Origin of the sequence: Sulfitobacter sp. HI0027, from assembly GCF_001634775.1 — a bacterium.
Lineage (GTDB): Bacteria > Pseudomonadota > Alphaproteobacteria > Rhodobacterales > Rhodobacteraceae > Sulfitobacter.
Genome location: NZ_LWER01000402.1, coordinates 1 through 24,517, shown reverse-complemented (window position 1 = coordinate 24,517; position 24,517 = coordinate 1). Strand labels below are relative to the sequence as shown.

At 62.5% G+C, this 24,517-nt stretch carries 22 protein-coding genes and 1 pseudogene; 13 read left to right on the top strand and 10 right to left on the bottom strand.

What is annotated here, in order from left to right; genetic code table 11:
* Window positions 1-490: 490 nt before the first annotated feature.
* From A3722_RS18240 to A3722_RS18215, 6 genes are all read left to right on the top strand, one after another.
* Window positions 491-1,459 (top strand): iron-siderophore ABC transporter substrate-binding protein, encoded by a 969-nt coding sequence (locus tag A3722_RS18240; RefSeq protein WP_150120217.1) that lies wholly within the window; start codon window positions 491-493, stop codon window positions 1,457-1,459.
* Entirely contained in the window at window positions 1,459-2,460 is a 1,002-nt protein-coding gene (locus tag A3722_RS18235; RefSeq protein ID WP_067916347.1) for a FecCD family ABC transporter permease, read from the top strand. The genes A3722_RS18240 and A3722_RS18235 overlap by 1 nt, the downstream gene beginning before the upstream one ends.
* Window positions 2,457-3,488, top strand: a complete 1,032-nt coding sequence (locus tag A3722_RS18230) for a FecCD family ABC transporter permease (protein WP_067622801.1) — start codon at window positions 2,457-2,459, stop codon at window positions 3,486-3,488. Before A3722_RS18235 ends, A3722_RS18230 begins: the two co-directional genes overlap by 4 nt.
* Window positions 3,485-4,309, top strand: a complete 825-nt coding sequence (locus A3722_RS18225) for an ABC transporter ATP-binding protein (RefSeq protein ID WP_067622804.1) — start codon at window positions 3,485-3,487, stop codon at window positions 4,307-4,309. The genes A3722_RS18230 and A3722_RS18225 overlap by 4 nt, the downstream gene beginning before the upstream one ends.
* Before the next feature lie 97 nt (window positions 4,310-4,406).
* Window positions 4,407-6,503 (top strand): TonB-dependent siderophore receptor, encoded by a 2,097-nt coding sequence (locus A3722_RS18220; RefSeq protein WP_067622807.1) that lies wholly within the window; start codon window positions 4,407-4,409, stop codon window positions 6,501-6,503.
* Between the two features lie 60 nt (window positions 6,504-6,563).
* Window positions 6,564-7,607 (top strand): siderophore-interacting protein, encoded by a 1,044-nt coding sequence (locus A3722_RS18215; protein ID WP_067622810.1) that lies wholly within the window; start codon window positions 6,564-6,566, stop codon window positions 7,605-7,607.
* A 7-nt stretch (window positions 7,608-7,614) separates the two neighbouring features.
* Here the strand turns inward: A3722_RS18215 and htpX are convergent, their stop codons facing one another.
* From htpX to A3722_RS18195, 4 genes are all read right to left on the bottom strand, one after another.
* Window positions 7,615-8,538, bottom strand: coding sequence for a zinc metalloprotease HtpX (gene htpX / locus A3722_RS18210; protein ID WP_067622813.1), 924 nt, complete (start codon window positions 8,536-8,538; stop codon window positions 7,615-7,617).
* A 77-nt stretch (window positions 8,539-8,615) separates the two neighbouring features.
* Entirely contained in the window at window positions 8,616-8,855 is a 240-nt protein-coding gene (locus A3722_RS18205) for a hypothetical protein (protein ID WP_067622816.1), read from the bottom strand.
* A 106-nt stretch (window positions 8,856-8,961) separates the two neighbouring features.
* Window positions 8,962-9,210: a DUF6552 family protein gene (locus A3722_RS18200; protein WP_067622820.1), complete on the bottom strand. Its 249-nt coding sequence runs from the start codon at window positions 9,208-9,210 to the stop codon at window positions 8,962-8,964.
* Complete coding sequence (locus A3722_RS18195; protein WP_067622822.1) at window positions 9,200-9,904, bottom strand: SDR family oxidoreductase; 705 nt, start codon at window positions 9,902-9,904, stop codon at window positions 9,200-9,202. The genes A3722_RS18200 and A3722_RS18195 overlap by 11 nt, the downstream gene beginning before the upstream one ends.
* 118 nt (window positions 9,905-10,022) lie before the next feature.
* On the opposite strand from A3722_RS18195, the gene A3722_RS18190 reads away from it, so the two are divergent.
* Window positions 10,023-10,910: a LysR substrate-binding domain-containing protein gene (locus A3722_RS18190; protein ID WP_067622825.1), complete on the top strand. Its 888-nt coding sequence runs from the start codon at window positions 10,023-10,025 to the stop codon at window positions 10,908-10,910.
* Window positions 10,911-11,393: 483 nt separating this feature from the next.
* Here A3722_RS18190 and A3722_RS18185 read toward each other — a convergent pair whose 3' ends face one another.
* Window positions 11,394-12,983 carry a GAF domain-containing sensor histidine kinase gene (locus A3722_RS18185; RefSeq protein WP_161487631.1) on the bottom strand — a complete coding sequence of 530 codons (1,590 nt, stop codon included), beginning with the start codon at window positions 12,981-12,983 and terminating at the stop codon, window positions 11,394-11,396.
* A gap of 293 nt (window positions 12,984-13,276) precedes the next feature.
* Here A3722_RS18185 and A3722_RS18180 point away from each other — a divergent pair, with 293 nt between their 5' ends.
* Window positions 13,277-14,131 (top strand): fumarylacetoacetate hydrolase family protein, encoded by an 855-nt coding sequence (locus A3722_RS18180; RefSeq protein ID WP_067622831.1) that lies wholly within the window; start codon window positions 13,277-13,279, stop codon window positions 14,129-14,131.
* A 60-nt stretch (window positions 14,132-14,191) separates the two neighbouring features.
* Here A3722_RS18180 and A3722_RS18175 read toward each other — a convergent pair whose 3' ends face one another.
* The 3 genes from A3722_RS18175 to A3722_RS24415 form a co-directional block, all read right to left on the bottom strand.
* Complete coding sequence (locus tag A3722_RS18175; RefSeq protein WP_150119974.1) at window positions 14,192-16,264, bottom strand: ATP-binding protein; 2,073 nt, start codon at window positions 16,262-16,264, stop codon at window positions 14,192-14,194.
* Between the two features lie 162 nt (window positions 16,265-16,426).
* Window positions 16,427-17,290: an alpha/beta fold hydrolase gene (locus A3722_RS18170; protein ID WP_067622836.1), complete on the bottom strand. Its 864-nt coding sequence runs from the start codon at window positions 17,288-17,290 to the stop codon at window positions 16,427-16,429.
* Entirely contained in the window at window positions 17,287-17,424 is a 138-nt protein-coding gene (locus A3722_RS24415) for a hypothetical protein (RefSeq protein WP_161487352.1), read from the bottom strand. The genes A3722_RS18170 and A3722_RS24415 overlap by 4 nt, the downstream gene beginning before the upstream one ends.
* A gap of 111 nt (window positions 17,425-17,535) precedes the next feature.
* On the opposite strand from A3722_RS24415, the gene A3722_RS18165 reads away from it, so the two are divergent.
* Entirely contained in the window at window positions 17,536-18,141 is a 606-nt protein-coding gene (locus A3722_RS18165) for a helix-turn-helix domain-containing protein (RefSeq protein ID WP_067622839.1), read from the top strand.
* An 11-nt stretch (window positions 18,142-18,152) separates the two neighbouring features.
* Here A3722_RS18165 and A3722_RS18160 read toward each other — a convergent pair whose 3' ends face one another.
* Window positions 18,153-18,383 (bottom strand): hypothetical protein, encoded by a 231-nt coding sequence (locus A3722_RS18160; protein WP_067622841.1) that lies wholly within the window; start codon window positions 18,381-18,383, stop codon window positions 18,153-18,155.
* Between the two features lie 284 nt (window positions 18,384-18,667).
* Here A3722_RS18160 and A3722_RS18155 point away from each other — a divergent pair, with 284 nt between their 5' ends.
* Window positions 18,668-21,184, top strand: coding sequence for a PAS domain-containing protein (locus tag A3722_RS18155; protein WP_067622844.1), 2,517 nt, complete (start codon window positions 18,668-18,670; stop codon window positions 21,182-21,184).
* Window position 21,185: 1 nt separating this feature from the next.
* Window positions 21,186-21,824 carry a response regulator transcription factor gene (locus A3722_RS18150; RefSeq protein WP_067622847.1) on the top strand — a complete coding sequence of 213 codons (639 nt, stop codon included), beginning with the start codon at window positions 21,186-21,188 and terminating at the stop codon, window positions 21,822-21,824.
* 103 nt (window positions 21,825-21,927) lie between these two features.
* Here A3722_RS18150 and A3722_RS18145 read toward each other — a convergent pair whose 3' ends face one another.
* Window positions 21,928-23,049: a Do family serine endopeptidase gene (locus tag A3722_RS18145; protein ID WP_067622850.1), complete on the bottom strand. Its 1,122-nt coding sequence runs from the start codon at window positions 23,047-23,049 to the stop codon at window positions 21,928-21,930.
* Between the two features lie 162 nt (window positions 23,050-23,211).
* Here A3722_RS18145 and A3722_RS18140 point away from each other — a divergent pair, with 162 nt between their 5' ends.
* Window positions 23,212-23,883, top strand: a complete 672-nt coding sequence (locus A3722_RS18140; RefSeq protein WP_067622852.1) for a winged helix-turn-helix domain-containing protein — start codon at window positions 23,212-23,214, stop codon at window positions 23,881-23,883.
* Window positions 23,880-24,517 (top strand): annotated as a pseudogene (locus A3722_RS18135) (sensor histidine kinase); the annotation flags it as partial. The gene A3722_RS18140 and the pseudogene A3722_RS18135, both read left to right, overlap by 4 nt.

Sequence of the window (24,517 nt, the reverse complement as noted above, 5' to 3'; positions counted from 1 at the left end):
ACTAGCCCGTTTATACCCCCGCCCAGATGCAGCGCTGTAAAGCGCGATCTATAGTTAGATATACCCGCCGATAGACGGGTCTGCACGAAGGCGTCATTGACCAGAACAATGACCGCGTCCCAAGCTGGCAACCGGTTCATTTCGACCGTTTCGCCTGAGAATATGCTTCACGACACGGGCCTTCTCGGGAGCTGCTGCCCGTTCCCCTACCCCAGGGAGTGGCTCCTCGATAGACTTGCAGCGATGCGCCCCACCGGTTTTCCTGTCCCTCCCCTCGGGGAAAACCGGGGGCGCATACGGGCGGTCTGGCGGGGCTGTTTCACCTACCCGTCAATATAACGCTTGTCGCAGCGGCATCTGGGCCGACCGCGCGCACCTTCGCTTTGGTACGGCCCAACCCCATGATCCGATGAACTGCCCTGTTGCATCCGCGCCCGCTGCGGCATAACAGACAATAGTTTAGTAAAAGAATCGGATTAAGGGGGCCGCAGTGCTCAGAACATTGTCATTCATTTGCTTGGCCTTTGGCGCGACTGCCGCCTCGGCGCAGGACTTTCCCGTCACCGTTGAACACGCCTTTGGCGAAACCACCATCGAAGAGCGTCCCGAACGGGTGGCGTCGGTCGGCTGGGCCAATCACGAGGTGCCCTTGGCGCTCGGGATCGTGCCCGTCGGCTTTGCCCGCGCCTCATGGGGGGACGACGATGGCGATGGGCTGCTGCCTTGGGTGATCGAAAAGCTTGATGAACTGGACGCAGAGGTGCCCACGCTTTTTGACGAGGGCGATGGCATTGATTTCGAAGCCGTGGCCGGCACCCAGCCCGATGTGATCCTTGCCGCCTATTCCGGTCTGTCGCAGTCGGATTATGAGACGCTCAGCCGCATCGCGCCGGTCATCGCCTATCCCGAAGCCGCATGGACGACGACATGGCGCGAGATGATCCGCCAAAACGCGGCGGGCCTTGGCATGGCCGAAGAAGGTGACGAGATGGTCGCCGAGATCGAAGAGCGTATCGCCACCGCCCGCGAAGAATATCCCGAACTGGCTGGCAAAACCGGGATGTTCGTCACCCACCTCGATCCGCGCGACCTCAGCACCATCGGTTTCTACGCCGCCGCCGACCAGCGGGTGCAGTTCCTGACCGACATCGGCATGGCGACGCCCCAAGCGGTGCGCGAGGCCAGCGAGGCTGGTAAATACTCGGGCCGGGTCAGCGCAGAGCGGATCGATCTGTTCGAAGACGTGGATGTTGTGGTCACCTATGGTGATCAGGCGCGGTTGGACGAACTGGCCAAGAACCCGCTGATCGCGCGTTTCCCCGCCGTCGCCCGTGGCTCGGTCGTGCTTTTGGCGAATGACCCGATGGGCACCGCCGCGAACCCAACGCCGCTGTCGATCGACTATGTGCTCGACGATTACCTCGCACGGCTGAGCGCGGCCGCCACACGCGGCGAATAATGCAGGTGCAGCGCCCCCAACGGCTGGCCGGTCTCGCGCTTTTGCTGGGCCTGCTGTTGCTGATGACCGGCCTGTCGCTGACCGTGGGCGCGCGTTCGGTGCCTTGGGCCGAGATCTGGGCGGGCATGACTGGCCGGATCGAGTCCATCGGCGCTGCGGCGGTCGCGGTGCGGATGCCGCGCACGGCGCTGGCCGTTTTGGCGGGCGCAGCGCTTGGCCTTGCGGGGGCGGTGATGCAGGGCATCAGCCGCAACCCGCTGGCCGATCCGGGTATTCTAGGCGTCAATGCGGGCGCGGCGCTTTTCGTCGTGGTGGGCATCGCTTGGTTCGACATCAGCGGCGCGCAGAGTTTTCTGTGGCTCGGCATTGCCGGGGCGGGGGTGACGGCGGTTTTCGTCTATCTGATCGGCTCCGCTGGGCAGGGCGGGGCGACACCGCTGAAGCTAACCCTTGCTGGCACGGCAACATCTGTGGCGGTGTCGGCCTTCATCATCGCGGTGGTCTTGCCGCGCAATGATATCGCAGGCTCTGTGCAATCTTGGCAGGTGGGCGGCATCGGCGGCGCGAGTTTCGAGACCATCTTGCCCGCCTTGCCCTTCGCGTTGGTCGGGCTGGCGCTGAGCCTCGCCTCAGCCCGGGTTCTCAATGCTTTGGCCTTGGGCGAAGAGTTGGCCACCGGCCTTGGCCAGAGCGTTGCCTTGGGGCGGGTCATGGCCGCGGCGGGGGCGGTGATCCTCTGCGGCACGGCGACGGCGCTTTGCGGTCCGATTGGTTTTGTCGGGCTGGTGGTGCCGCATCTGTGCCGGATGATCGCGGGCGTTGATTACAAGCTGGTGTTGCCGCTCTCGGCCTTGGCGGGGGCCTCCATGCTGGGGCTGTCGGACGTGCTGGGCCGGGTCATCGCGCGCCCGAATGAGTTGGACGTGGGCATCGTCACCGCCTTTGTCGGCGCGCCCTTCTTTATCTGGACGGTGCGCAATCACAGGATGCGTGGGCTATGAGCGATGTGACCCTCGCCGCCCCGCGCAGCACCCGCCCCGTGGCCGCGCGCCGCCTTCAAGTGCTGGGCTTTCTGGCTGCGCTTGTGCTGGGCTTGGTGCTGCTGACGCTCAGCTGCGGACGGGGCTGCGTGCCGCCGGGCGATGTCTGGGCCGCGCTGACCGGTGCGCCGGAGGCGAATGCCGCTTTTGTGGTGACCGAGTTGCGTTTGCCGCGCGCGGTCATGGGGCTGCTCGCCGGGGCGAGCTTTGGCTTGGGCGGGGTGGCGTTTCAGATCATGCTGCGCAATCCGCTGGCAAGCCCCGACATCATCGGCATCAGCGCCAGTGCGGGGGCGGCGGCGGTCTTTGCCATCGTTATTCTGGCCCTTGATGGGTGGTTGGTGTCGCTCGTCGCGGTGGCGGCGGGGCTTGGGGTCGCGGCGCTGATCTGGGCGCTGTCCTCGCGCCGCGGTGCTGCGGGGGCGCGGTTGATCCTGATTGGCATCGGCGTCTCGGCCATGCTCGATAGTGTGACAGCCTATGTCTTGCTCGAAGCGCCCGCATGGGACCGGGCCGAGGCGATGCGCTGGCTGACCGGCAGCCTCAACGGTATGCAGCTTGTTCAAGCCCTGCCCGTGGCCGGGGCGCTGTTGGTGTTCGGAGGGCTGCTGGCCGTTACCGCCCGCGATTTGGAGGTGCTGCGCCTTGGCGATGACACTGCCGAAGCCCTTGGCGTGCGGGCCGATGCCACGCGGCTGCGGGTGACACTGGCCGCCGTCGGCCTTGTGGCCATCGCGACGGCTGCGACCGGGCCGATTGCCTTTGTCGCCTTCCTTGCGGGGCCCATTGCAGCGCGGCTCTTGCCGGGGTCGCGCGGATTGCTTCTGGGGGCCGGACTGGTGGGCGCGGTGCTGGTCATCGCGGGCGATTTTGTGGGGCAGTTCCTTTTGCCCGCGCGCTTGCCTGTCGGCGTCGTCACCGGGGCGGTCGGCGCGCCCTTCCTTTTGTATCTCATCGTCCGCGCCAATAGAAATGGGGGCACGCTATGACCCACGACCACCGTCTTGAAACGCGCAATCTGGGCGCGGGCTATGAAAAGCGCGTGATTTTGGAGGATGTCTCTCTCACCCTGCCTGCGGGCAAGATCACCGCCATCGTGGGCGGCAATGCCTCGGGGAAGTCGACCCTGTTGCGGACGCTGGCGCGGGTTTTGCAGCCCAAATCCGGCGCGGTTCTGCTCGATGGACAGTCGGTGCATCAGATGAAATCGCGCAGGCTGGCGCAGGTCATGGGGTTGTTGCCGCAATCGCCCATCGCGCCCGAGGGGATCGCCGTGGCCGACCTTGTCGGGCGCGGGCGGCATCCGCATCAGGGGCTGTTCTCGCGCTGGTCGGCAGAGGATGACCGCGCTGTCGCCCGCGCGCTTGCGGCGACCGGTACCGAAGAGCTGGCCGAGCGCGATCTTGATACCCTGTCGGGCGGTCAACGCCAGCGGGTGTGGATCGCCATGGCCTTGGCGCAAGAGACCGACCTGTTGTTGCTGGATGAGCCAACAACCTTTTTGGACGTCGCGCATCAGGTCGAGGTGCTGGACCTGCTTGTCGATCTTAACACCGCGCAGGGAACGACGATCGTCATGGTACTGCATGATCTCAACCTCGCCGCGCGCTATGCCGACCACCTGATCGCCGTGGGCGATGGCGGCATCCGCGCGGAGGGGCCGCCCGCTGAAGTCCTGACAGAGGACCTGGTGAAAACCGTCTTCGGCCTGTCGTGCCGTATTGTCAGCGACCCCGTTTCGCAGACCCCCTGCATGGTGCCGATTGGGCGCCATAAAATTGGGCAATCACGCAAAGAAGCCGCAGCTTAAAATAACTTACTAAATTAGTCAGATTGACTCTGGCGCCCTCCGCATCATAGGGGTAAAGAAATCCCGACTGATTCACTAGGTTATTACGGAGACCGCCATGTCCTCTTTTAAATTCATTCCCCTGCAACTAGGGCGCGGCTCTCTCAAGACGGCGCTTTTGTGCTGTACGGCGCTGGTGCCCGGCGCAGTTTCCGCGCAAGAGACCTACCAGTTGGACGACGTGATCCTAGAGACCAGCGCGCAAACCTCAGGCGCGGCGGATGCCGAAACCGTGGTCGCCAGCGAACTCAGCAGCGGCGGCAAGCTGTCTGGAGAGATCATTGATATCCCGGCCAGCGTCTCTGTCATCACCAGCCGCGAGATCGAAGCGCGCGGCGCGGATAGTGTGGAGCAGGTGTTGAACTACACCGCCGGCGCCAGCACCGACAGCTATGGCGCGGACGACCGGTTCGACTATTTCATTCTGCGCGGGTTCGAGGCCTATACCTACCGCGATGGGCTGACATTGGGCCCGAACTTTGGGGCCATCCGCGAAGAGCCCTTTGCCTTTGAGCGTGTGGAAGTCATCCGGGGCGCATCGTCTTCGACCTTTGGCCTGTCCGACCCCGGCGGCTCGGTCAACTATGTCACCAAACGCCCGCGCGACGAACGCTTTGGCAGTGTCTACACCTCGGTGGATTCCTATGGCAGCTTGGAAACCGGCGTAGATTTCGGCGACACGCTGGATGAAGAAGGCACGCTCAGCTACCGTTTCACCGGCCTGCTGCGCAACGGCGAGCTTGAGTACCCCTATTCCGAGAATGACGAGATCTTCGCGATGGGTGGCCTCACATGGCGTCCCTCCGATGCGTCTGAGCTGACCGTGATCGTCGATCACCTTGACCGCGACTCCGTGCCCGGCAGCGGTGGTTTCCCGGCGGGCGGCGATTTTGACCGCAGCGACGTGTTCTACGGCGAGCCTGACTATAACTACCGCGGCACCGAACGGACCACCGTTTCCGTTCTGGGCGCGCATGACTTTGGCAACGGGCTGAGCTTTGGCGGCACCCTGCGCTACAGCGACAGCGCGGATGACTTCGGCTATGCCTATGTCAGCGACTATACCCCGAATGACAGCATGGTGGACCGCGCGTACTTTGCCAGCGACGGCACGAGCGAGAACATGATCTCCGACCTGCATCTGACCTATGAGGGCTTCCTTGGCGGGGCGGCCAGCACCACCACGGCGGGGGTCGAATTCTCGTGGTCCGACGAGACCGATCAACGCTTTTATGGCGCGGCGCCGTCGGTTGACCGCGACAACCCAAGCTACACAGGCCGTCCCACCAGCGTTCCGATTTTTGCCGATCTCGACACAGAGACGGAAGGCAAGGCGCTTTACCTTCAGCAAGAGCTGAACTGGAACGAACGTTTCATCGCCTCCTTCGGGCTGCGTCACGACTGGATCGACGTGACCGAAACCAACAACCTTGCCGGTACGGTGCAGACCAACGACATCAGCGAGACGACAGGCCGCGTGGGCCTGACCTATAAGATCAAGCCGAACGTTTCGGTCTTTGGGAACTACGCGCAGTCGGTCGTGCCCGCAGGCTTTGGCGTCGAGCCGGAAGAGGGCGAGCAGTTTGAGCTGGGCACGAAATGGCAGCCCATGGGCACCAATGCGCTGCTGACGGCCTCGGTCTATGACCTGTCGAAAAGCAACATCACCCGTACCAATCCGGCGACCAACCAGCCGGAAACCATCGGTGAAATCGGTGTCCGCGGCATCGATCTGGAAGCCAAAGCCGAGATGGGCGCCTATACCCTCACCGCCGCCTACAGCTATCTGGATGCCGAGATCAAAGAGAACGGCACCTCCGGCAACGTTGGCAACCGCCCCGGTCTGGTGCCTGAAAATGTCGCCTCGATCTGGGCCAGCCGGACATGGGAAAACCTTGGCCGTGGTGATCTGACGGTTGGGTTGGGCGCGCGGTTCAACAGCGGCTATTACTACAGCGACAGCAACGCCACAGGCGAGACGGGCAGCTTTGTCGTGGTGGATGCCGCCGTAAGCTATGACCTGTCCGAACAGACCACCCTGTCGGCCAATGTCACCAACCTGTTCGACGAAAAGCACACCTCCTACGGCGGTTTCTACGCTGACTTCTACAGCCCCGGCCGTGAAGTCACCGTGAAGCTGGCCCATAGCTGGTGAGCCTAAAGCGCGGCACCACCCTCGTGTGCCGCGCTTTTCTTTGACCGGGAGGAGCCACAGATGACCATCGCCAAAGCCAAGACCACCATCCCGATGGACGCGCCGCAGGAGATGCTCTCGCGGATCCTGTCGCATCTTGTTGATGACCACGGCATGGCGTTTCGCGCCAAAGGGGCGACCGGTCATGTGTTTGAGCAAGACGGCTACCGGGTGGAGTTCGATCTCTGCCCGCGGGGGCTGGAAGTCAGCCTTCAAGCGCCCGGCGAAAACGCCATGCAATTCTCGAAAGAGGGCATGGTGCATCACGTAGCGGAGTTTGATCCCGCGCTGGCCGATCGCATCCGCTGGCAGGGCATCACGCAAGAGGCCGGTGCCACGCCGCAGAACTTTCGCCTGCTGACTGTGCTGAACAGCGAAATCCTGTTCGAGGGGATGCAGCGCGTCACCCTGCATTACCCGGATATTGCCGAACTCGCCGCGCAGGGGCTGCATCTGCGGTTGATCCTGCCGCGCGATCCCAGCCGCGCGCCGGTGTGGCCCGTGATGGGCGCCAACGGTGCGCCGGTCTGGCCAAAGGGCGCGGATGAGTTGCACGCGCGCTATGTCACGCTCAAGAACATCCGCGCCGCGCGCGAGGAGGTCGATATCGACGTGGTGCGCCATGGATCGGGCCTGATCTCGCAATGGGCGCAGAACGCCCATGCCGGGCAACGGATCGGGGCGATGGGGCCGGTGGGCATCAGCGCCTTGCCCGAAGCCTCCTCCTATTTTCTGGCCGCAGATGGCACGGGGCTGCCCGCTGTGGCGCAGCTTTTGGCGCGCCTGCCAGAGGATGCGGTGGGCGATGTGGTGGCCGCCCTGCCGCGCGGCGTGTCCTATCGGGACTACCTGCCCAAGACCAAGCTGCGCGTCCATGCGCTGCCGCCCGCCGCGTTCGAAGCCGAGGTGCTTGGCCATGCGCAGGCGCTGACGGATGACGGTTTGGGCTATGCCTTTTTCGCCGGAGAGTTCCAGAACGCCCAGCAGTTGCGGGGGCATTTCAAAACCACCCTCGGCATGGACAAGACACGCCAGATTTGCACAGCTTACTGGCGGCGGGGCTGAGCGCGGCTTAGCGCCACGGCCCAGCGTCACCCCGCCTGCCAGCCTTGGGGATACGGCTGCTGGTGGTGGGGCGGGCGCTCTCGGCCCGCACCGGGGCCGCCGTGGGCGTCATCGCACGCAGGGCTGCGACGCGGTTTTCCGTCGCCGGGTGTGTGGCAAAGAGGCTGTCATGTTTATGCGCGTGCAGCGGGTTGATGATGAACATATGCGCCGTGGCCGGGTTCCGCTCGGCGGCGTGATTGTCGATCCGCGCGGCGCCCATCGCGATTCTCTCAAGCGCCGAGGCCAGCCAAAGCGGGTGGCCGCAGATCTCTGCCCCGGCTTTGTCCGCCGCATATTCCCGCGTCCGGCTGATCGCCATCTGCACCAATGCGGCGGCCATGGGGGCGAGGAACATCATCATCAGCGTGCCGATCATGCCCATTCGCTCACGCGCGCCGCCGAAGAACAACGCAAAGTTCGCCAGCATAGAAATCGCCCCGGCGAAAGTCGCGGTAACGGTCATGATCGCCGTGTCATGGTTGCGGATATGGGCCAGTTCATGCGCGATGACGCCGGCCAGTTCCTCGCGGCTGAGGCTTTGCATCAGCCCTTTTGTTACCGCCACGGCAGCATTGGCCGGGTTGCGCCCGGTGGCAAAGGCGTTGGGTTGCGGCGTGTCGATCAGATAGACCTTCGGTTCGGGCAGGCCCGCGTTCCGCGCAAGCTCGGCCGTGAGGGCGTAAAGCCCGGTGCGGTCATTGGGGGAAACCGGCTGCGCGTTGTGCATCTTGAGCACCATGCGGTCGGAGTTCCACCACGTAAAGGCGTTCATCCCCGCCGCCACCACAAGTGCGATCAGCGCACCGCCCGATCCGCCGATCAGGTAGCCGACCCCCATGAAAAGCGCGGTCATCGCCGCCATCAGCATCGCTGTCTTTACATAGCCCATCTTGGTCTCTCGCGGTTATTTGTTGTAGAGATATGGGTCGATTTCCGCAGGGTGCAAGGCAGGCCGCGGCAGAGCGGCTAGTCGTCGAGATCACCGTCATCGGGTGTCGTGTGCAGGTAGATATGGCCGATCTTGCGGATCAGCGGAATGTTCACAAAGGCAACGATGGCTGCGGCAATCCCAAGACGGCTGAGGACGCTCAGCGGCATGGGGTCGTCTCCTTTGGCATAAATCAGCACCACGAAGGTCACCACCAAAAACCAGATGGCAAGGCTTGTCAGCAGGCGGCGCATGGGGTGTTTTGGTATGTCAGTCATGGCCGCCTCAGATTGCACGCTTCTCCGCACTATTCCGAGGGTGTGGGCAATCCGCAAGGGCGTTGCATAAGGCGGCCCGGATCAAAACCCGTGGATTGCCTACCCGCTACTGGCTCGCCATGCCTGCCAGCATCGCGGCCATGGCAACGAGATGGACCAGCGTTATCGCCCGATCATTCCAAAGCACCCCGACGATCAGCCAGCCCAGAACCCCCACCACAAAGAGGTAGAGGTTCCAAGGCGTCCAGCCAAAGCCGGTGGCGGCATAGCCAAGGATCTGGATCACCGAAGCCACCCATTTGACCCAGAACGCCAGCTGCGCAGGGGCCGCGCGCGCGATCGCCTCAGACGCCACGGGTCAGCCCGCCGTCGATGCGCCAGTTCTGCCCGGTGACATAGGCGCCGCCTTCGGAGGCGAGCCAGCCGATCAGCGAAGACACTTCAGCCTCGGTGCCATAGCGCCCCATGGGGATGCGCGCGCGGCGGTCTTCAGTCTCGGGCAGGCTGTCGATAAAGCCCGGCAGGACGTTGTTCATGCGAATGTTCTGGCCCGCGTATTGATCTGCGTAGAGCTTGGCGAAACCCGCGAGACCGGCTCGGAAGACGCCTGAGGTGGGGAAAAGCGGGTCCGGCTCAAAGGTGGCAAATGTTGAGATATTGATGATCGCGCCGCCGCCCTGCGCCGCCATGATTCGTGTCACCAGACGGGTGGGGCGGATCACGTTCATCAGGTAGACATCCAGCCCGCCGTGCCAGTCTTCGTCGGTCATCTCTAGGATGTCGCCTTTCGGCCCGTGTCCGGCGGAGTTCACCAGCACATCAACGCGGCCCCAGCGGTCCATCGCGCCATCTACCAACTGGGCCAGCGCCTCTTGCGATTGGTTCGAACCGGTGATGCCAAAGCCGCCCAATTCGGTGCCAAGCGCCTCTCCCTTGCCGGAGGAGGAAAGCACGCCGACCTTAAAGCCATCAGCGGCCAGTTTGCGGGCCGCCCCCGCGCCCATGCCGCTGCCGCCTGCGGTGATCAGGGCTACTTTTTCTGTTGCCATCGGATATACTCCATATGCTGTGCAGCGATTGCGCTGCGGTGCTATGGTCTTTTAATTAGGCATGGTAGGCTGTGCTGGCCAGCCAGATGCATTGTCGTATGACTGTAGGAATTCTATCGTGCCTCCAGACTTTCCACTGCCGCCCCTGAACGGACTTCGCGCCTTTGCCGCGGCGGGGCGTCATATGAACTTCCGCGCCGCTGCGGATGAACTGGGCGTCACCCAAGGGGCGGTCGCCCAGCAGGTGCGCGGGCTGGAGGATCATCTGGGGCTGCGCCTGTTTCTACGCGAACCGCGCGGCCTTGCCTTTACCGACGAAGGGCGGGCCTATCATGCCTCTGTATCGCGGGCTTTTGAGCAGTTGAGCGAGGCGACGGATGCCCTGCGCAGCGCGCCCGCGCGGGTGACGGTCAGCGTGACACCGACTTTTGCGTCGAAATGGCTGATCCCCCGCTTGTCAGACTTCACCGAAGCCCATCCCGGCATCGACTTGCGCATCACGGCGACGGAACGAGTGGCGAGTTTTCATGCGGATGGGATCGACCTTGCCGTGCGTCAGGCGCGTCCGCCTTTCGGTGCCAGTCTGCGGGCTGATCTGCTGTTCGCGCAGGAGGTTGTGGCGGTTTGCTCGCCCAGTTTGACGGCTGACGGCATGCCACTGGATGCGGTGGGTCTGGCGCGACTGACCCTGCTCCACGATACGCATGATCTTTGGCCGCGCTTTGCGCAAGAGGCGTTTGATAGCGCTGTAAAACCAGCGCGGCGGCTTCGGTTTAACCAAACAACGCTTAGTCTGGATGCCGCTCTCGCCGGGCAGGGGGTGGCGCTGGCGAGCCGCTTTTTGGTCCAGCGCGATCTTGAAGCGGGGCGGTTGGTTTGCCCGGTGCATCATGTGATGGAGGGCGAGCAGGATTTCTATCTGCTTTCTCCGCGCCAAGGGGTTTCAAGTGCTGCGATCATCGTGCGCGATTGGCTTTGCACGGTGGCAGAACGCGAGGCAGGTTAGCCCGGCGCGCGGGCCTTCAGGCGTAGGAAGCTGTCCTCCCTTGCCAAAACATAGTGCTTTCGCTCTCCTCCGCGTCCAATGTGCGCTCGGATTGCTCGACCGCGCGGGTGAGGGGGCGATGCCATCTTCGGTCAGCTGATTGCGCCAATCCCACACCGAAGACGGCCTTCCCTCGTTGCACTTTCTGCTCAGCGGTCTGTCGAAACCTTTTGGTTTCACGTTTAACACTTTGCCGATCCGGTCATTGGGTAGAGGCGGAAAATATCATCGCCCATTGGGATGAGGATGTGGCGCTGGCCTTGCCAGCCCGACTGATCCGGAGCAGCGCGGGGCGGTCTTATGGTGGTTTTGCCCGATCATATCGACGCTGCCGATGTGGTGCGCAACTGGCGGCGGTGGTCAGCACCCCCGCGGGGATCGACCGCACGGGGCACGCGCTCCGGGCTCTCCCGGTCTAGCGTTTGGGGATCCTGCGATTTGCCGTCAGGAGGCGACCACCGCATCGGGCCGCCCTTTGAGAGTGGGGAAATCCACGAAAAAGGTCGTGCCCTCACCCTCGGCTGTTTCAAAACGGATTTCGCCGAGGTGCTGATCCACGATGGCTTTGACGATGCTCATGCCCAGCCCATGCCCTTCTTCGACGCGGTAGCTGGACCCGCGGGAAAACCGGTCGAACAGGACCGGTTGCAGTTCCAACGGCAAGCCGCTGCCGTGGTCCTTGACCCAGAACCCGGTGCCATCCTCTGACAGGCCAAGCTGGACCGTGCCCCCTTCGTCAGAGGCTTTGATCGCGTTGGACAAAAGATTTGATAACAGCCGCATGAGCCGCCCCTCGTGCAGCCGCAAAAGCGGGGCGGGGGCCTCGGACGGGGTCATTTCCAAACCGACACCGCGCTCTTTGGCGTAGGCGACCAAGGTCTCTGAGGCTTGGGCCAACAATGGCGCCAAGGGGCGCTCAGAAAATCCCGATTGATCCGGTCTGCGCAGGGTCTCTACATCCAGAATATCACCCACCATCTGATCGATAGCCCGCGCGTTGCGCAGCGCAAGTTCCAGCAGTTTGCGCTTTTGCGGCGGCAGGTCGCCGGGGCTGACCTCAAGCAAGCGCAGCGCCCCGGTAAGCGCGGTCAGCGGTGTCTTCATTTCGTGGCTGACCGTGGCGATAAGCTGGTCCTTGGCGCGCTCAAATTCGCGCTGTTCGCTGACATCGCGCACCACCCCAAGATAGCCCAGATGTTCGCCGCGATCGGTCTCGACCTTGGCGGTGGCGACTTGACCTTCGAAGGTCGAGCCATCGGCGCGGCGGCAGGCAACGGAAAACGCGCCCTGCGTGCTGGCCGTGCTGGCATTTGACAGCTCTTCGCCCATGCGCTCATAGCTGCCGAGGGTCTCATAGAGAACGGCCGTCTGCCGCCCCAAAAGCGCGTCGGGGGCATAGCCGAACAGGGTTTCGACCGCCGGGTTCACCAGCGCCACACGGCGGTTGGGGTCGGCCATGATAATGGCCTCGGGCACGGCATCCACCATTGCCTTGAGCAGCCCGCGCTGTTCGCGCAGCGCGCGGCGTTCGGATTGCCGGGACAGCTCGCTGCTCAGCCACCGGGCAAGGAATTGGACGAATTGGATCTGCGCTTTGCTAAACGGGGCGGAGCGCGGGGCGGTGCTGGAAAAGTTCAACGTCCCAAACAGCGTGTCCCCGGTTTTCAGCGGCGCCCCGATATAGCTTTCCAGACCGAAATTCTCATAACACGGATGGGTCGAAATCTCTTGCTGGCCCGCGTGGTGGAAAGAGGTCACATCGGCATTGGCAAGTGTGTGCAGGCAATAGGTGCCATTGATGTCAAAGGTGCTGCCGGGGGCAGGCGCCCAGTCAGGGCCGTGGACATAGACACATTCGTAAACCGGATGATCCACGCGAGAGACGATGCCGAGTTCAAGGCCAAGCGCCTCTGTGCCCAGTTGCAAGAGCTTGGCGATCTTGTCTTCGACGGAAAGATCAGGCTCGACAGCAAGCATATAGAGTTGCCGCAGCGGATCATCGAAATCCGCCAAAGCGTTGTAAAAGTCGTTCATCATTGCCTCTGTCGTGGTCTTTGCACCTGACTTGGCGAGAAGGCAGATGTTTGACCCAAGGTATCCCCCTCACGCTCTGCTGCCAATGCCCCAGCGGGTGAATTGGGGCAAGAATAGGGCTTTTCACCCCGGTAATGCAGATAATTGTGGAGTGTCGGACGGGAGAGGGCGGCCAAGCGCGGCAAGTCCTGCCTCAGGAGGGTAAAAACCGGTGACCTTTGCAAAGCGGTGGTCATCGCCGTTTCTATGGCTATGGTACCGCCAACGAGGGTCGCCAAAGGGGAGAGTTGACCATGCGATTGATGCGATACGGGGCGCGTGACGGGGCAAAAACGCCGGTGGTGCTGGATGCTGCAGGGCAGGCGCGGGATGTCAGCAGCCTTGTGCCAGACTTCACGCCCGAAACCATTCCGACATTGCGCAAGATGTTGGATGGCGTCGATCTGGAAAGTCTGCCGCTGGTCGAGACCCAAGGCCAGCGTATCGCTGCACCGGTCAGCCAGCCGCGCAACATTTGGGGCGTGGGGTTGAACTATTCCGACCATGCGGCGGAATCGGGCATGGACGTGCCGACCGAGCCGATCCTGTTCACCAAGGCCAGCCGCACCTATTGCGGGCCGAATGATCCGCTCCTTTACTCCAAAGAGATGAGCAAACTCGACTGGGAGGTCGAGTTGGGCGTGGTGATCGGACATACCGCATTGAACGTCAGCCGTGATCAAGCGCTGGACCATGTGCTGGGCTATTGCGTCGTCAATGACGTGTCGGAACGCGCTTGGCAGGCCGAACGGGGCGGCCAGTGGGTCAAGGGCAAGAGCTTTCCCAACTTTTGCCCCACGGGGCCGGTCTTGGTGACGGGCGATGAGGTGGGCGATCCCGGCAAACTGTCGCTCTGGGCCGAGATCAATGGCGAACGTCTGCAAAACGGCACGACCGAGAAGATGGTTTTTGATGTGGCGACGATCGTTTCCTACATGTCCGAATTCATCCAGCTAGAGCCCGGCGATCTGATCTGCACGGGCACCCCACCGGGCGTGGGCATGGGGTTCAAACCGCCACGCTACCTTAGCCCCGGCGACCGGGTTCGGCTGAGCGTCCAAGGGTTGGGCGAGCAAGAGCAGGTGGTGGAGCGGCTGCCCGTGCGATGAAGGGGCTAGCCGCCACGGGTGCCATCGGCGAGGGCACTGGCGTGTGCCTGGATCGGGCGTTTAGGCGAGCTCGGCCTCGCGCGCTTCGGCGGCGGCGACAGCGATGGCGGGGCGCAGGGGCAGGGTCAGCAAAAAGCTGCTGCCCTTGCCTATGATGCTGGTGGCGACAAGGCTGCCGCCATGGGCCGTGGCGATATCGCGTGAAATCGCAAGGCCCAGCCCGGTGCCGCCAAAGCGGCGGGTGGCGGTGGAATCGACCTGATGGAAGGGCTCGAAGACGCGCTCCAACTCGTTTTCCGGGATGCCGATGCCCGAATCCGTAACGCGGAATTCAACCACTTCCCCGCGGATGCGACAGGTCAACGAAATGGTGCCTTGGTCCGAGAATTTCGTCGCGTTGCTTAGCAGATTGATCAACACCTGCTGGATGCGTTTGCCATCCGCCAGCATCACGCCGGTTGCCGATTTCACGTTTAGCTCCAGCCCCTTGTCTTCGATCATCGGGCGTAGCTGATCGGCGGTAGGGGTGACGATATCGTCGATCTGCACTGGTTCCATCGCGATCGAAAGGCTGCCTGCGTCGATCTTGGCAAAATCGAGCACCTCGTTGATCAGGGTCAGCAGGTGATTGCCCGAACGCTCTACCGTTTGCATGATATCGCCCAGTTTGCCCATCGTGGCGGACAGTTTGGGCGCCAGCGTTTCACGGGTCTTGGGGTCCGCCTCAATAGCGGTACGAAGATCGCGCGCTGCCGGGGTGCGGTCGAAATGCCGCGCAAGGCGGACATGGCCCAAGATGACCGTCAGCGGTGTGCGCAACTCATGGCTCAGCACGCCCATGAAGTCGGTCTTGGCCTTGTTCGCGTCTTCGGCGGTCAGCAGCGCCTTTTTCAGATCGGTCACGTCAATGCGCAAACCCACGACGCTGCCGTCCTCCATCCGCCGGTCCGAGGTGCGGATGATGCGGCCATCGGGCATGCGCTGTTCGGTTTCAAATGCGCCGTTCTCACGTTTCTCCAGCCAAACGCGAATCCATTCCTCTTCCTTGCCGACGGCATCGGGCACGATCCCACGGCGGATGCTGTCACGGACAATCTTTTCATAGGATGATCCGGGCTTCACCACCTCGCTATAGTCGTGGATCTCGCGGTATTTTTCATTGCAAAGCACCAAAATGCCCTTGGCGTCATACATGACAAAACCATGGTCCAAAGCCTCAACGCCCGTGCGCAGACGTTCTTCGGCGAGTTTGCGGTTCTCGGCCAAGCCGATGATATACCAGGCAAAAATGGTGACCCCTAGGGCGCCTTGCAGACGCAAAATCCAGTTCAGCCAGAAGTCGGGACGATGCTCTGGCCAGCCGCCTTTGACGGTTGCGGCCAATTGCCAAGCGCCGAAAGCAAAGTTGAAGTCGAGCTCGATGGGGTCGATCAAAGTCAACTCGGGGTCGCCGATGATCGTCTGTTCGATCTCTCCCTCGGGGGTCAGCTCGCGGATGGCCAGATCGTATTTTTCGGTCAGTTCGGGGATGCGCAGCTGCGTGACGAGCGCGTCGTAATCCACAACCATGGAGAGGATGCCCCAAGGTTCGTTCGGGGCGGCGGCGGTGCTGGTTGAATCAAAGATCGGATGCCGCAGGATCAGCCCGCGCCCGCCTTGCACCAGATCAACCGGGCCGGTCACCAACCCTTCGCCGGTCCGCAGGGTCTCTTCGACCTTGGGCAGTTGCGCCGCGTTTTGGCGGTAGTCCAGCCCCAGCACGCCGCGATTGGCCTCATAGGGGTGGACGATTGTCACGACGAGGTCGGGGGCCACGGCGAGGTTAATCACATCCGGGTTCTCGGCCATGAACTCTGCCGCGCGGGCGCTAAATTCGGACTGGGTGATCGTGGGGTTCTCGCTGATGACCGTGGCCAACTCACGCAGCTTCAGGATCTGGTCAAAGATATCCGCGCGGATTTGTTCGCGGACTTCGATCAGCTCTAAGGTGGTATCAAGCTCCAGATTCTGCATGTAGGTCTGATAAGACAGGGTCTCGATCCGGTGGCCAAAGCCCAGAACAACGCCGCACAACACGACCAGAACGATAATCCGTTTCGCACGCTGAGACAGCGCATTTCTGATTTTTTCCATGCCGGCTTTGCCCAAATCGGTCTCTGTCCTCTGCACTCCGGCCTTCTAAGTGCCGAATACGCCCATGGGGTATTAGACTGCAGGGGGCTTTGTTGACGCAAGGAAAATACCCGGATGTAGACAAATGCTGGGCAACAGCGTCAAATTTGCAAGTGACGCCTTTTATCCTTGGGGCGATCGCCCCAGCAATTCAACCAAAACGCGGTGCAAAAGGGCGATATCTTGGGGGTTGGACATATTGGGCGCGTGGCCGCAGTCGGGGAATTCACTCATCCCGGGCCGCGGGCCGCTTTGGGTCATGCGCTCTGCAGCCTCGGGCAGCAACAGGTCCGACCGGGCGCCCCGCAAAAGATGCGTGGGCGTGGTGGTCCGGTCCCAACGGTCCCAAGTGGAAAGCTCATGGGCTGAGGCGGTGAACTGCACGGTGATGCGCGGATCATAATGCAGGGTCAGCCGTCCATCCCCCCGGCGGCGCAGCGAAGACCGCGCCATGCGCTGCCAATAGGCATCGGCGGCGGGGCCGAAGGGGGCATAGGTCTGGCGCAGCCACGCTTCACCTTCGGCAAAGCTGCCAAAGTCCGGCAGGCTGCCCACATAGGAGAGGATCCGGTTCACCGCCGTCGCGGGCAGTTCGGGGCTGATGTCGTTCACGACCAAGGCGCCGACCCGCGCGGTCTCGGGGCCCGAGGCCATGTGCATCCCGATCATGCCGCCCAAAGAGGTGCCAAACCACGCGGCGTGATCGATTTGGAAGTGATCTAACACCCCTGTCGCGATGCGCGCATAATGTTCGACGGAATACTCCGCCTCAGGGCTGGCCCCCCAGCTCGACCGGCCCCGCCCGATCATATCGGGGCAGAGCACGTGGAAATTTTGCGACAAGGTCGCGGCCACCTCGTCAAAGTCGCGCCCGGTGCGGGCGAGACCGTGCAGCATCATCAAGGCAGGGTTCTTGCGCTCGCCCCATTCAGTGACATGGATTTCGTGTCCCATGACGGGGATGAAATGGAAACGGGGGGAGGTCATCCGCGCGCGCCTTTCTGTATCAGGTTCAGCGCGCGGTTGGTGCTGCCATCCGCGCCGTCGGTGAAATGCGACAACGGCGGCCTCCGCACCTGTGCGACCGGGGCCAGCATGGTCATGGAACGGCGGCGATCCATTTGCGTGTCTTCATGGTATCCTCCCTAAACGGGCCAGCGCCATGTTGCGCCGTCTCCCCCCGTCGACTAGCTTAAGTTTTCAGCATCCGAAAAAGAAATAAACGGAGCAAGATGGTGGAAATACGTACCGATGATTGCTTCGAGACGGGGCGCTTTGCAGAGCTTGCCTTTGTGCATGCGCCCATCGGGCTGGTGGTGACCGAGAACCGTTGCATCCGCGATTGCAACAATGCCTTTGCGCAGATGTTCGGCTATGCGCGCGCCGACCTGCGCGACCAGCTTTTCGCCATTCTCTACCCCTCGGATGAGGAGTTCGTAAACATCCGCGACCGTGGCGTGGACCAGTTGCGCAAGACCAACACCTATTGGGACGAACGCATCATGGCACGGCGCGATGGCAGCCTGTTTTGGTGCCGTGTGCGGGGCCATTCCTTCACGCCCGAACGCCCGCTCGACCGCGCGGTCTGGAGCTTTGCCGATCTCTCCGCCGAGCGGCCCTACCTGCCGCTTACCCGGCGCGAGCGCGAGATCCTGAGCCATCTGGCGGAGGGGCTGACCAGCAAGCAAATTGCGCTCAACCTCGACATCTCGCACCGGACGGTTGAAGTGTACCGCGCGAAACTGCTCAAGAAATTCGGCGTCAGCAATACTTCTGGCCTGTTTCATTCGCTGGGCGGCATCGACAGCGATCATGTGGTGTCCAACAGTTCAAAGTGACGCGCCCGGCGCTAGCCTGCATCACTCTGCCTGTCGGGCAGTTTTGACTGCGCCGGGGGCGGGGCCGCCGCGTGGGGCTGATCCTCATCGTCGGGTTCTTCGGGGTTCTCGGCAGCCTCGGCCATCGCGTCGGCCTGAGCGTAGAGACTGCGGATCTCCATCAGATCGGCTTTGGTTGGCGCCTTGCTCTGTTTCGTCGTTCCCTCAAAGGGTTGCGAGTCTGGGGTTTCACTATTTGTCACTGGTTAATCCGCATTTTGAGCTTAAATCTCACGGCCAATTCCGTGGTGGGGCACAGAGTACCGAGCCCGAATTTCGACGCCAATTGGGCAAAGCCCCAGCCAAATCAGGGTTATCCCCTACAGGGGCAAACAAGGTCCTGAAATTTCGGGATATATTTTCACGATATCATTTCAGTCGGTCGTATGGCCATCCAAGGACATGGTTAATGACCGCCTGTCAGGGTTTCCCCTAATAGACATGGCGGCAGAAAAAGCCGAAGTTTCAACGGAAAGTAGAGGTGCGCATGAGCTTGGTCGCGGCGTTCACATTGATTGCGCTGTGTGGAATCGTCTTGTCCGGCGTGATGATCGCAAAGCAGGTTGGCGATGCGGTCAACCGGTTTGCCGTGGCTGGCGCGATCGCGGTTTTGTCGCTGTACATCGCCGTGGTGCTGGCGTCTGCGCCGCGCGGCGGGGCCTATAGTGACCCGATCGAGCTGGTCTTTGCGACCGCCGCATTTGCCGTTCTGGTGGCGCAGGTTTGGCGCGTGATGCGCAACCGACGCAAGCTACAGGGCAGCGCCAACTCCGATGAGACCCGCCGGAAACTGCCCGATTTGCTGAACGATGTGCCGGTGCAGGCGGCCTTTCTGACACCGGACATGACCTATGCCTTCGTCAATGATGCCTATAGCGCCTCCTTTGGGAAATCCGCCGAGGAGATCGTGGGCAAACACCTGTCGCAGATTATCCCGCCGGACCTGCTGGAGGAGGTGTCGGACAACCTCGAAAAGGCGCTGGCCGGGCGGCAGGTCACATGGCGTTTTGATTTCTCGCGCCCGGTTCTGGCCCGCTCCCAAGGGGCGGCGATCTATCAGCCCCTGTCCGACCGGGGGCAGGTGGTGGGGGTGCTGGTGATGATAATGGACCGTTCCGCCTCGCAGGACGCGGTGCATGACGCAGAGGTCAGCGCGGCGAAACACGCGCTCGCGGCTGAGGTGGCGGGGGTGGGCTATCTGGAATGGGATCAAGAGGGCGCGCTGGTTGATGTCTCTCCCGAGGTGGAGGCGCTCTTGGGCCGCGATGCGCAGAGCCTGCGCGAGATGTGGCAGCAGGGCCAAAGCTTTGTCGAGCCGCGCAGCCGCGCCACGATCCGCAACAACCTGCATATGGCTGGCAGCCGCCCGCGCGACGTGGTCGAGAATGTAAAGTTTCTGGCCGCCAACGGTCGCCAGATCGAAGCGCGCACCTGCATTCGCCGCTTGAACCGGGGGCGTCAGGTGCATCTTTTGGCCGCGATCCAAGATGTTACGGATCAGCAGAACGTCCTCACCGATCTGGTGGAAAGCGAAACCCGGTTTCGCGATTTCACCGAAAGCGCGACCGATTGGGTCTGGGAGATGGACGCCGATGGGCGGTTCACCTTCCTGTCCGGCGGGGGCCGTCAAACCGATGCGGAAACCCCGATTTTCGCTCTGGGCAAAACCCTCGCCGAGGCCGATCTGGCGCAAGATCAAGGCGATTTCGACCAGCTTCAGCAAAGGTTGGCCGCCCGGGCGGCGTTCCGGGACTTGCGGTTGGTTCTGCCCCTCGGGGATGGGCGGGCGCGGCAAATCGACATGTCGGGCAAACCCTTTTTTGACAGCCACGCCCAATTGGCAGGCTATCGCGGCACCTGTTTCGACATGACCGAAATCGCCATGGCCGAGACTGAGCGCAAAAGCGCGCGGGAGGCGCTGGCGCTGGCTTTTGAGACCATCTCGACCATGGTGGCGCTTTTCGACAGCAACGACCGCTTGGTCTATTGCAACGAGGAATACCGGGCGACCTACGCCGGGATGGACGGCGACATCATCGGAAAGCACTTTGACGAGTTGCTCGCGCATTTCACGCGAACCGGCACACTGGCCACGACCGCCGAAGGCAAGGTCCGCTGGAGCGAGCAGCGGCGCGATCGGCGCAACACCCCGGCCAAGTTCTTTCGTGCGCGGTCTTCCAAGGGGCGCTGGTTGGAGGTGACGGATTACCCCGTGGCCGCAGGCGGGCTTTTGACCATCGCATCCGACATCACCGAAAAGGTCGAGCGCGAAGAGCGGTTGCACCGCCATGAAACGGCGCTGCAACTGCTCAACCGGCGCGAGACATTGGGCCAGATGACCGCTGCCATCGCCCATGAATTGAACCAGCCTTTAGCGGCTATTCACAATTTTGCCGCAGGCTGTGTGTTGCGGGCCAAGAACGACCAGCTTGAGAGAGAGGATATGATCGCCGTGCTTAATAATATGCAAAGCCAATCGGAACGGGCCAGCGCCATCCTGCGGTCCATGTCGAACTATCTGCACAGTGACGATGCCGACCGCCATGCGGTGCGCTTCGAAGATATCCTGCGCTCGGTGCAACTGTTGATCCAGCCGGAAAGCTCGGCCACCGGCGTCGCCGTGGAGATCGACGATCAATGTGGGGAGGTCGAGTTGACCTGCGCCCGGATCGAGATTGAGCAGCTTTTGATCAACCTGATCAAGAACGGTATTGATGCCTGCCGAGAAGCGGGCCGCCCTGATGCCGAAGTTTCGGTTTCTGCGCGGTGCGAGGCGGCGGAGATCGTGATCGACGTGGCCGATGCGGGGCGCGGATTTGCCCCGGACATGCCTGCGCAGACGGCCTTTAGCGCCTTCCGCTCGACCAAGGACAAAGGGCTTGGCGTGGGGCTGGCGATTTGCGAAACGATCGTTCTGTCGCATGGCGGGACAATCGCCGTGACGAAATCCGATGCAGAGGGGGCCTGCCTGAGCGTGTGTCTGCCGCTGGAGGTGCAAAAGTAAAATGTCAGAAAACGGGATCGTTTACGTCGTTGATGATGACGCCGCGGTGCGGGAGTCTCTGGTGTGGTTGCTGGGGTCTGTCGGGCTGCGCGCGATTCCATTTGCATCGGCGGCCGCGTTCCTCGACAGCTATGAGGACAGTGGCAACTGCTGCCTCGTCAGCGATGTACGGATGCCGGGGATGAGCGGGCTAGAACTGCAAAAGGCGCTGAATGCGCGGGGGATCAAAGTGCCGCTGATCTTGATGACGGCCTTCGGCGATGTCTCTACCGCCGTGACGGCGATGAAGGCAGGCGCGGTGGATTTTATCGAAAAGCCCTTCAACAATCAAAGCATGCTCGACCTCATTAACACCGCCCTTCAGTCCGACGCCGCACGGCGCAAGAGCGAAGAGGCCGAGGTGGAGAATGCGCAGCTGCTGGCCCGGCTCACCCCGCAAGAGCATCGGGTCTTTGAACGGGTGGTGGCGGGGCTCTCGAACCGCGAGATCGGCAGTGAGATGGACATCTCCATCAAAACGGTTGAGGTGCACCGCGCGCGGGTGATGCGCAAGCTTAAGGCGAATTCGGTCGCGGAACTGGTGCGCTTTCATATTCACAATGCGCCGCCCGCCCCGGTCGAAGACAACGAGCGCGCGTAAAAAGCCCCGGCAGTGCAGGACCACCGGGGCAGGCTGCCCAGCCCCGGCGAGGGTTAAGGGCTGGGGTTTCCCGGCGGCATGAGGGGCGCCGGGAAGGCATGGATCACGCCGGCTTGGGTTCCAGCGTGCCCACGGTCACGTCGAGGGTCTGCTCAGACCCTTTGCGCAGCACGACAACCTCTGCCGCCGTCTCAGGCGTGGTGGTTGCCACCGCGCGGGTCAGGTCGCGCAGGTCGTCCACCTCTGTGTCGCCGAAGGACAGGATGATATCACCCTTCTTAAGGCCCGCTTTGGCGGCGGGGCTGTCCTCGGAAACCGCTTCGATCACCGCGCCGCGCGGCTCGTCGTAGCCCAGCACATTGGCAACCTCGGGGGTCATCTGCCGGATTTGCACACCCAGCCAGCCACGCTCGACCAAGCCGTCATCGGCCAGATCGGCCACGATGGTCTGCACGAGGTCAGAAGGCACCGAGAAGCCGATCCCGACAGAGCCGCCGCCCGGCGACAGGATCGCGGTGTTCACGCCCACGACTTCACCTTCGTTGTTGAAAAGCGGCCCGCCAGAGTTGCCGCGGTTGATCGCCGCATCGGTCTGGATGAAGTCATCGAATGGCCCGGCCTGAATGTCACGCGACAGAGCCGAAACAATGCCCGAGGTCACGGTGCCGCCAAGGCCAAAGGGGTTGCCCACGGCGACGACTTCATCGCCGACGCGCAGGGTTTTGGAAGTGCCAAAGTCCACCTTGGGCAGATCCACGTCCGCTTTGACTTTGAGCAGGGCGATGTCGGTCATCGCGTCGCTGCCCACGACTTCGGCGTCAAAGCTGCGGCCATCGGCGAGCTTCACGGTCACCGTCTCTGCACCCGCGACGACGTGGTGGTTGGTCACGATCTGACCGTCTTCGGAGATGATGAAACCTGACCCCAGACCTTGGCGCGGGGTCGCCTCGGCGCCGGGTTGGTCGGGCAGCATATGTTCAAACCGGCGGCGCAGTTCTTCGGGCATGCCGGGGGGAAGCTGCTGCTGGATCTGCGCGCTTTGCTGTTTCGCGGTCACTTCGATAAAGACCACGGCGGGAGAGACGGCCTCGACCAAGTCGGCATAGCCACCAGCCGGGACGGCCAGCGCGGCTGTAGGCGCAAGCGCCAGCATCGGGGTCGCGGCGACGGCGGCGCTCAGCGCAAGGGCGGCGGCGCGGGGGGCCTTGGAAAGGGTCTGGTTCATGAGATGCTCCTTGCTGTGCATTCGGTGTTTCTGGACCCCTATTTGGGGCTCAGGTTTTACAGCCCCGTCGCAGGGGCTATACAAATTTGTGAGAATGCAGGCCGCAGGATGCATGGGCCGCGGAGTTGCCCTAAACCTTTGGTGATCCTACATGAGACTGCGATGAAACTGCTTGTTGTCGAAGACGATACCACCACCAGCATCTATATCGCGCGCGGCCTGCGCGAAGAGGGGCATGCGGTGGATGTGGTGGCCGATGGCCGCGACGGGTTGGTGCAGGCCACCACCGGGCAATATGACGTGCTGATCCTTGACCGGATGCTGCCTGAGTTGGACGGGCTGACGCTGCTGAAAACCCTGCGCGGGGCGGGCAATGCCACGCCGGTGTTGTTGCTCACGGCGATGGGCGCGGTGGAGGATCGGATCGACGGGCTGAACGCCGGGGCGGATGATTATCTGGTCAAGCCCTTTGCCTTTGGTGAGCTGTCGGCGCGGGTGAATGCGCTAGCGCGTCGCCCGCAGGCGATGGAGCAGGAAACGACCCTCCGCGCTGGCGACCTGACGATGGACCTCATCAGCCGCCGGGTCACGCGCGCGGGCCAAGAGATCGACCTGCTGCCGCGCGAGTTTGCATTGTTAGAGCACCTGCTGCGCCGGAAAGGCCGGGTGCAAACGCGAACCATGCTGCTAGAGGCCGTCTGGGACATTTCCTTTGACCCGATGACCAATGTGGTGGAGACCCACATCAGCCGCCTGCGAGCCAAAGTGGACCGGCCCTTTGACACCGAGTTGATCCAAACCGTGCGCGGCGCGGGCTATAGGATCGACGCATGAGGGCGCGGCTGGCGGGGCTCTGGCGGTCGATGCCGCTGCGGTTGGCGCTTTTGCTGGTGCTGCTCTTTACCATCGTTAGCCTGCTTAGCCTTGCGGCCAGCTATGCCGTTACCCAGCGATCGTTCGAACAGGCGATCCGGGCCGATCTGGCGCAAGACATGGCAGGCTTCCGCGCCGCCCCGGGCGCCTCGGCATTGGCGCGGCTGGTCGAGGCGGAATCGCGCGAGACTGATCCCAACCGGCTGATCCTAAGCTACATCGGCCCTAATGGTCGCATCTATGGCAACGGGGCCATCGCGCGGGATAACGAGGGCTATCACATCGTCTCAATCGGCGCGGCGCGGGCGCAGTATACCGGGGTTTATCTGACCCTGACCGACACGCTTTATGGCGGGCTTTTGACCATCGCGCGCAGCCGGGCCGAGATCACGGCCCTGCGTGAGGTTTTCGTCAACATTCTGTTGGTCAGCCTTCTGCCCACGGTGCTGATTGCGCTCTCGGGCGGGCTGATCCTTGCCCGACGCTCTAAACGTCATGTTGAGGTGATCCGCGCCACGCTGGACCGGCTCACTGCGGGCGATCTGGCAGCAAGGGTATCGCCCGGGCCGCGCTGGTCGGATGACCTGCTGCGCAT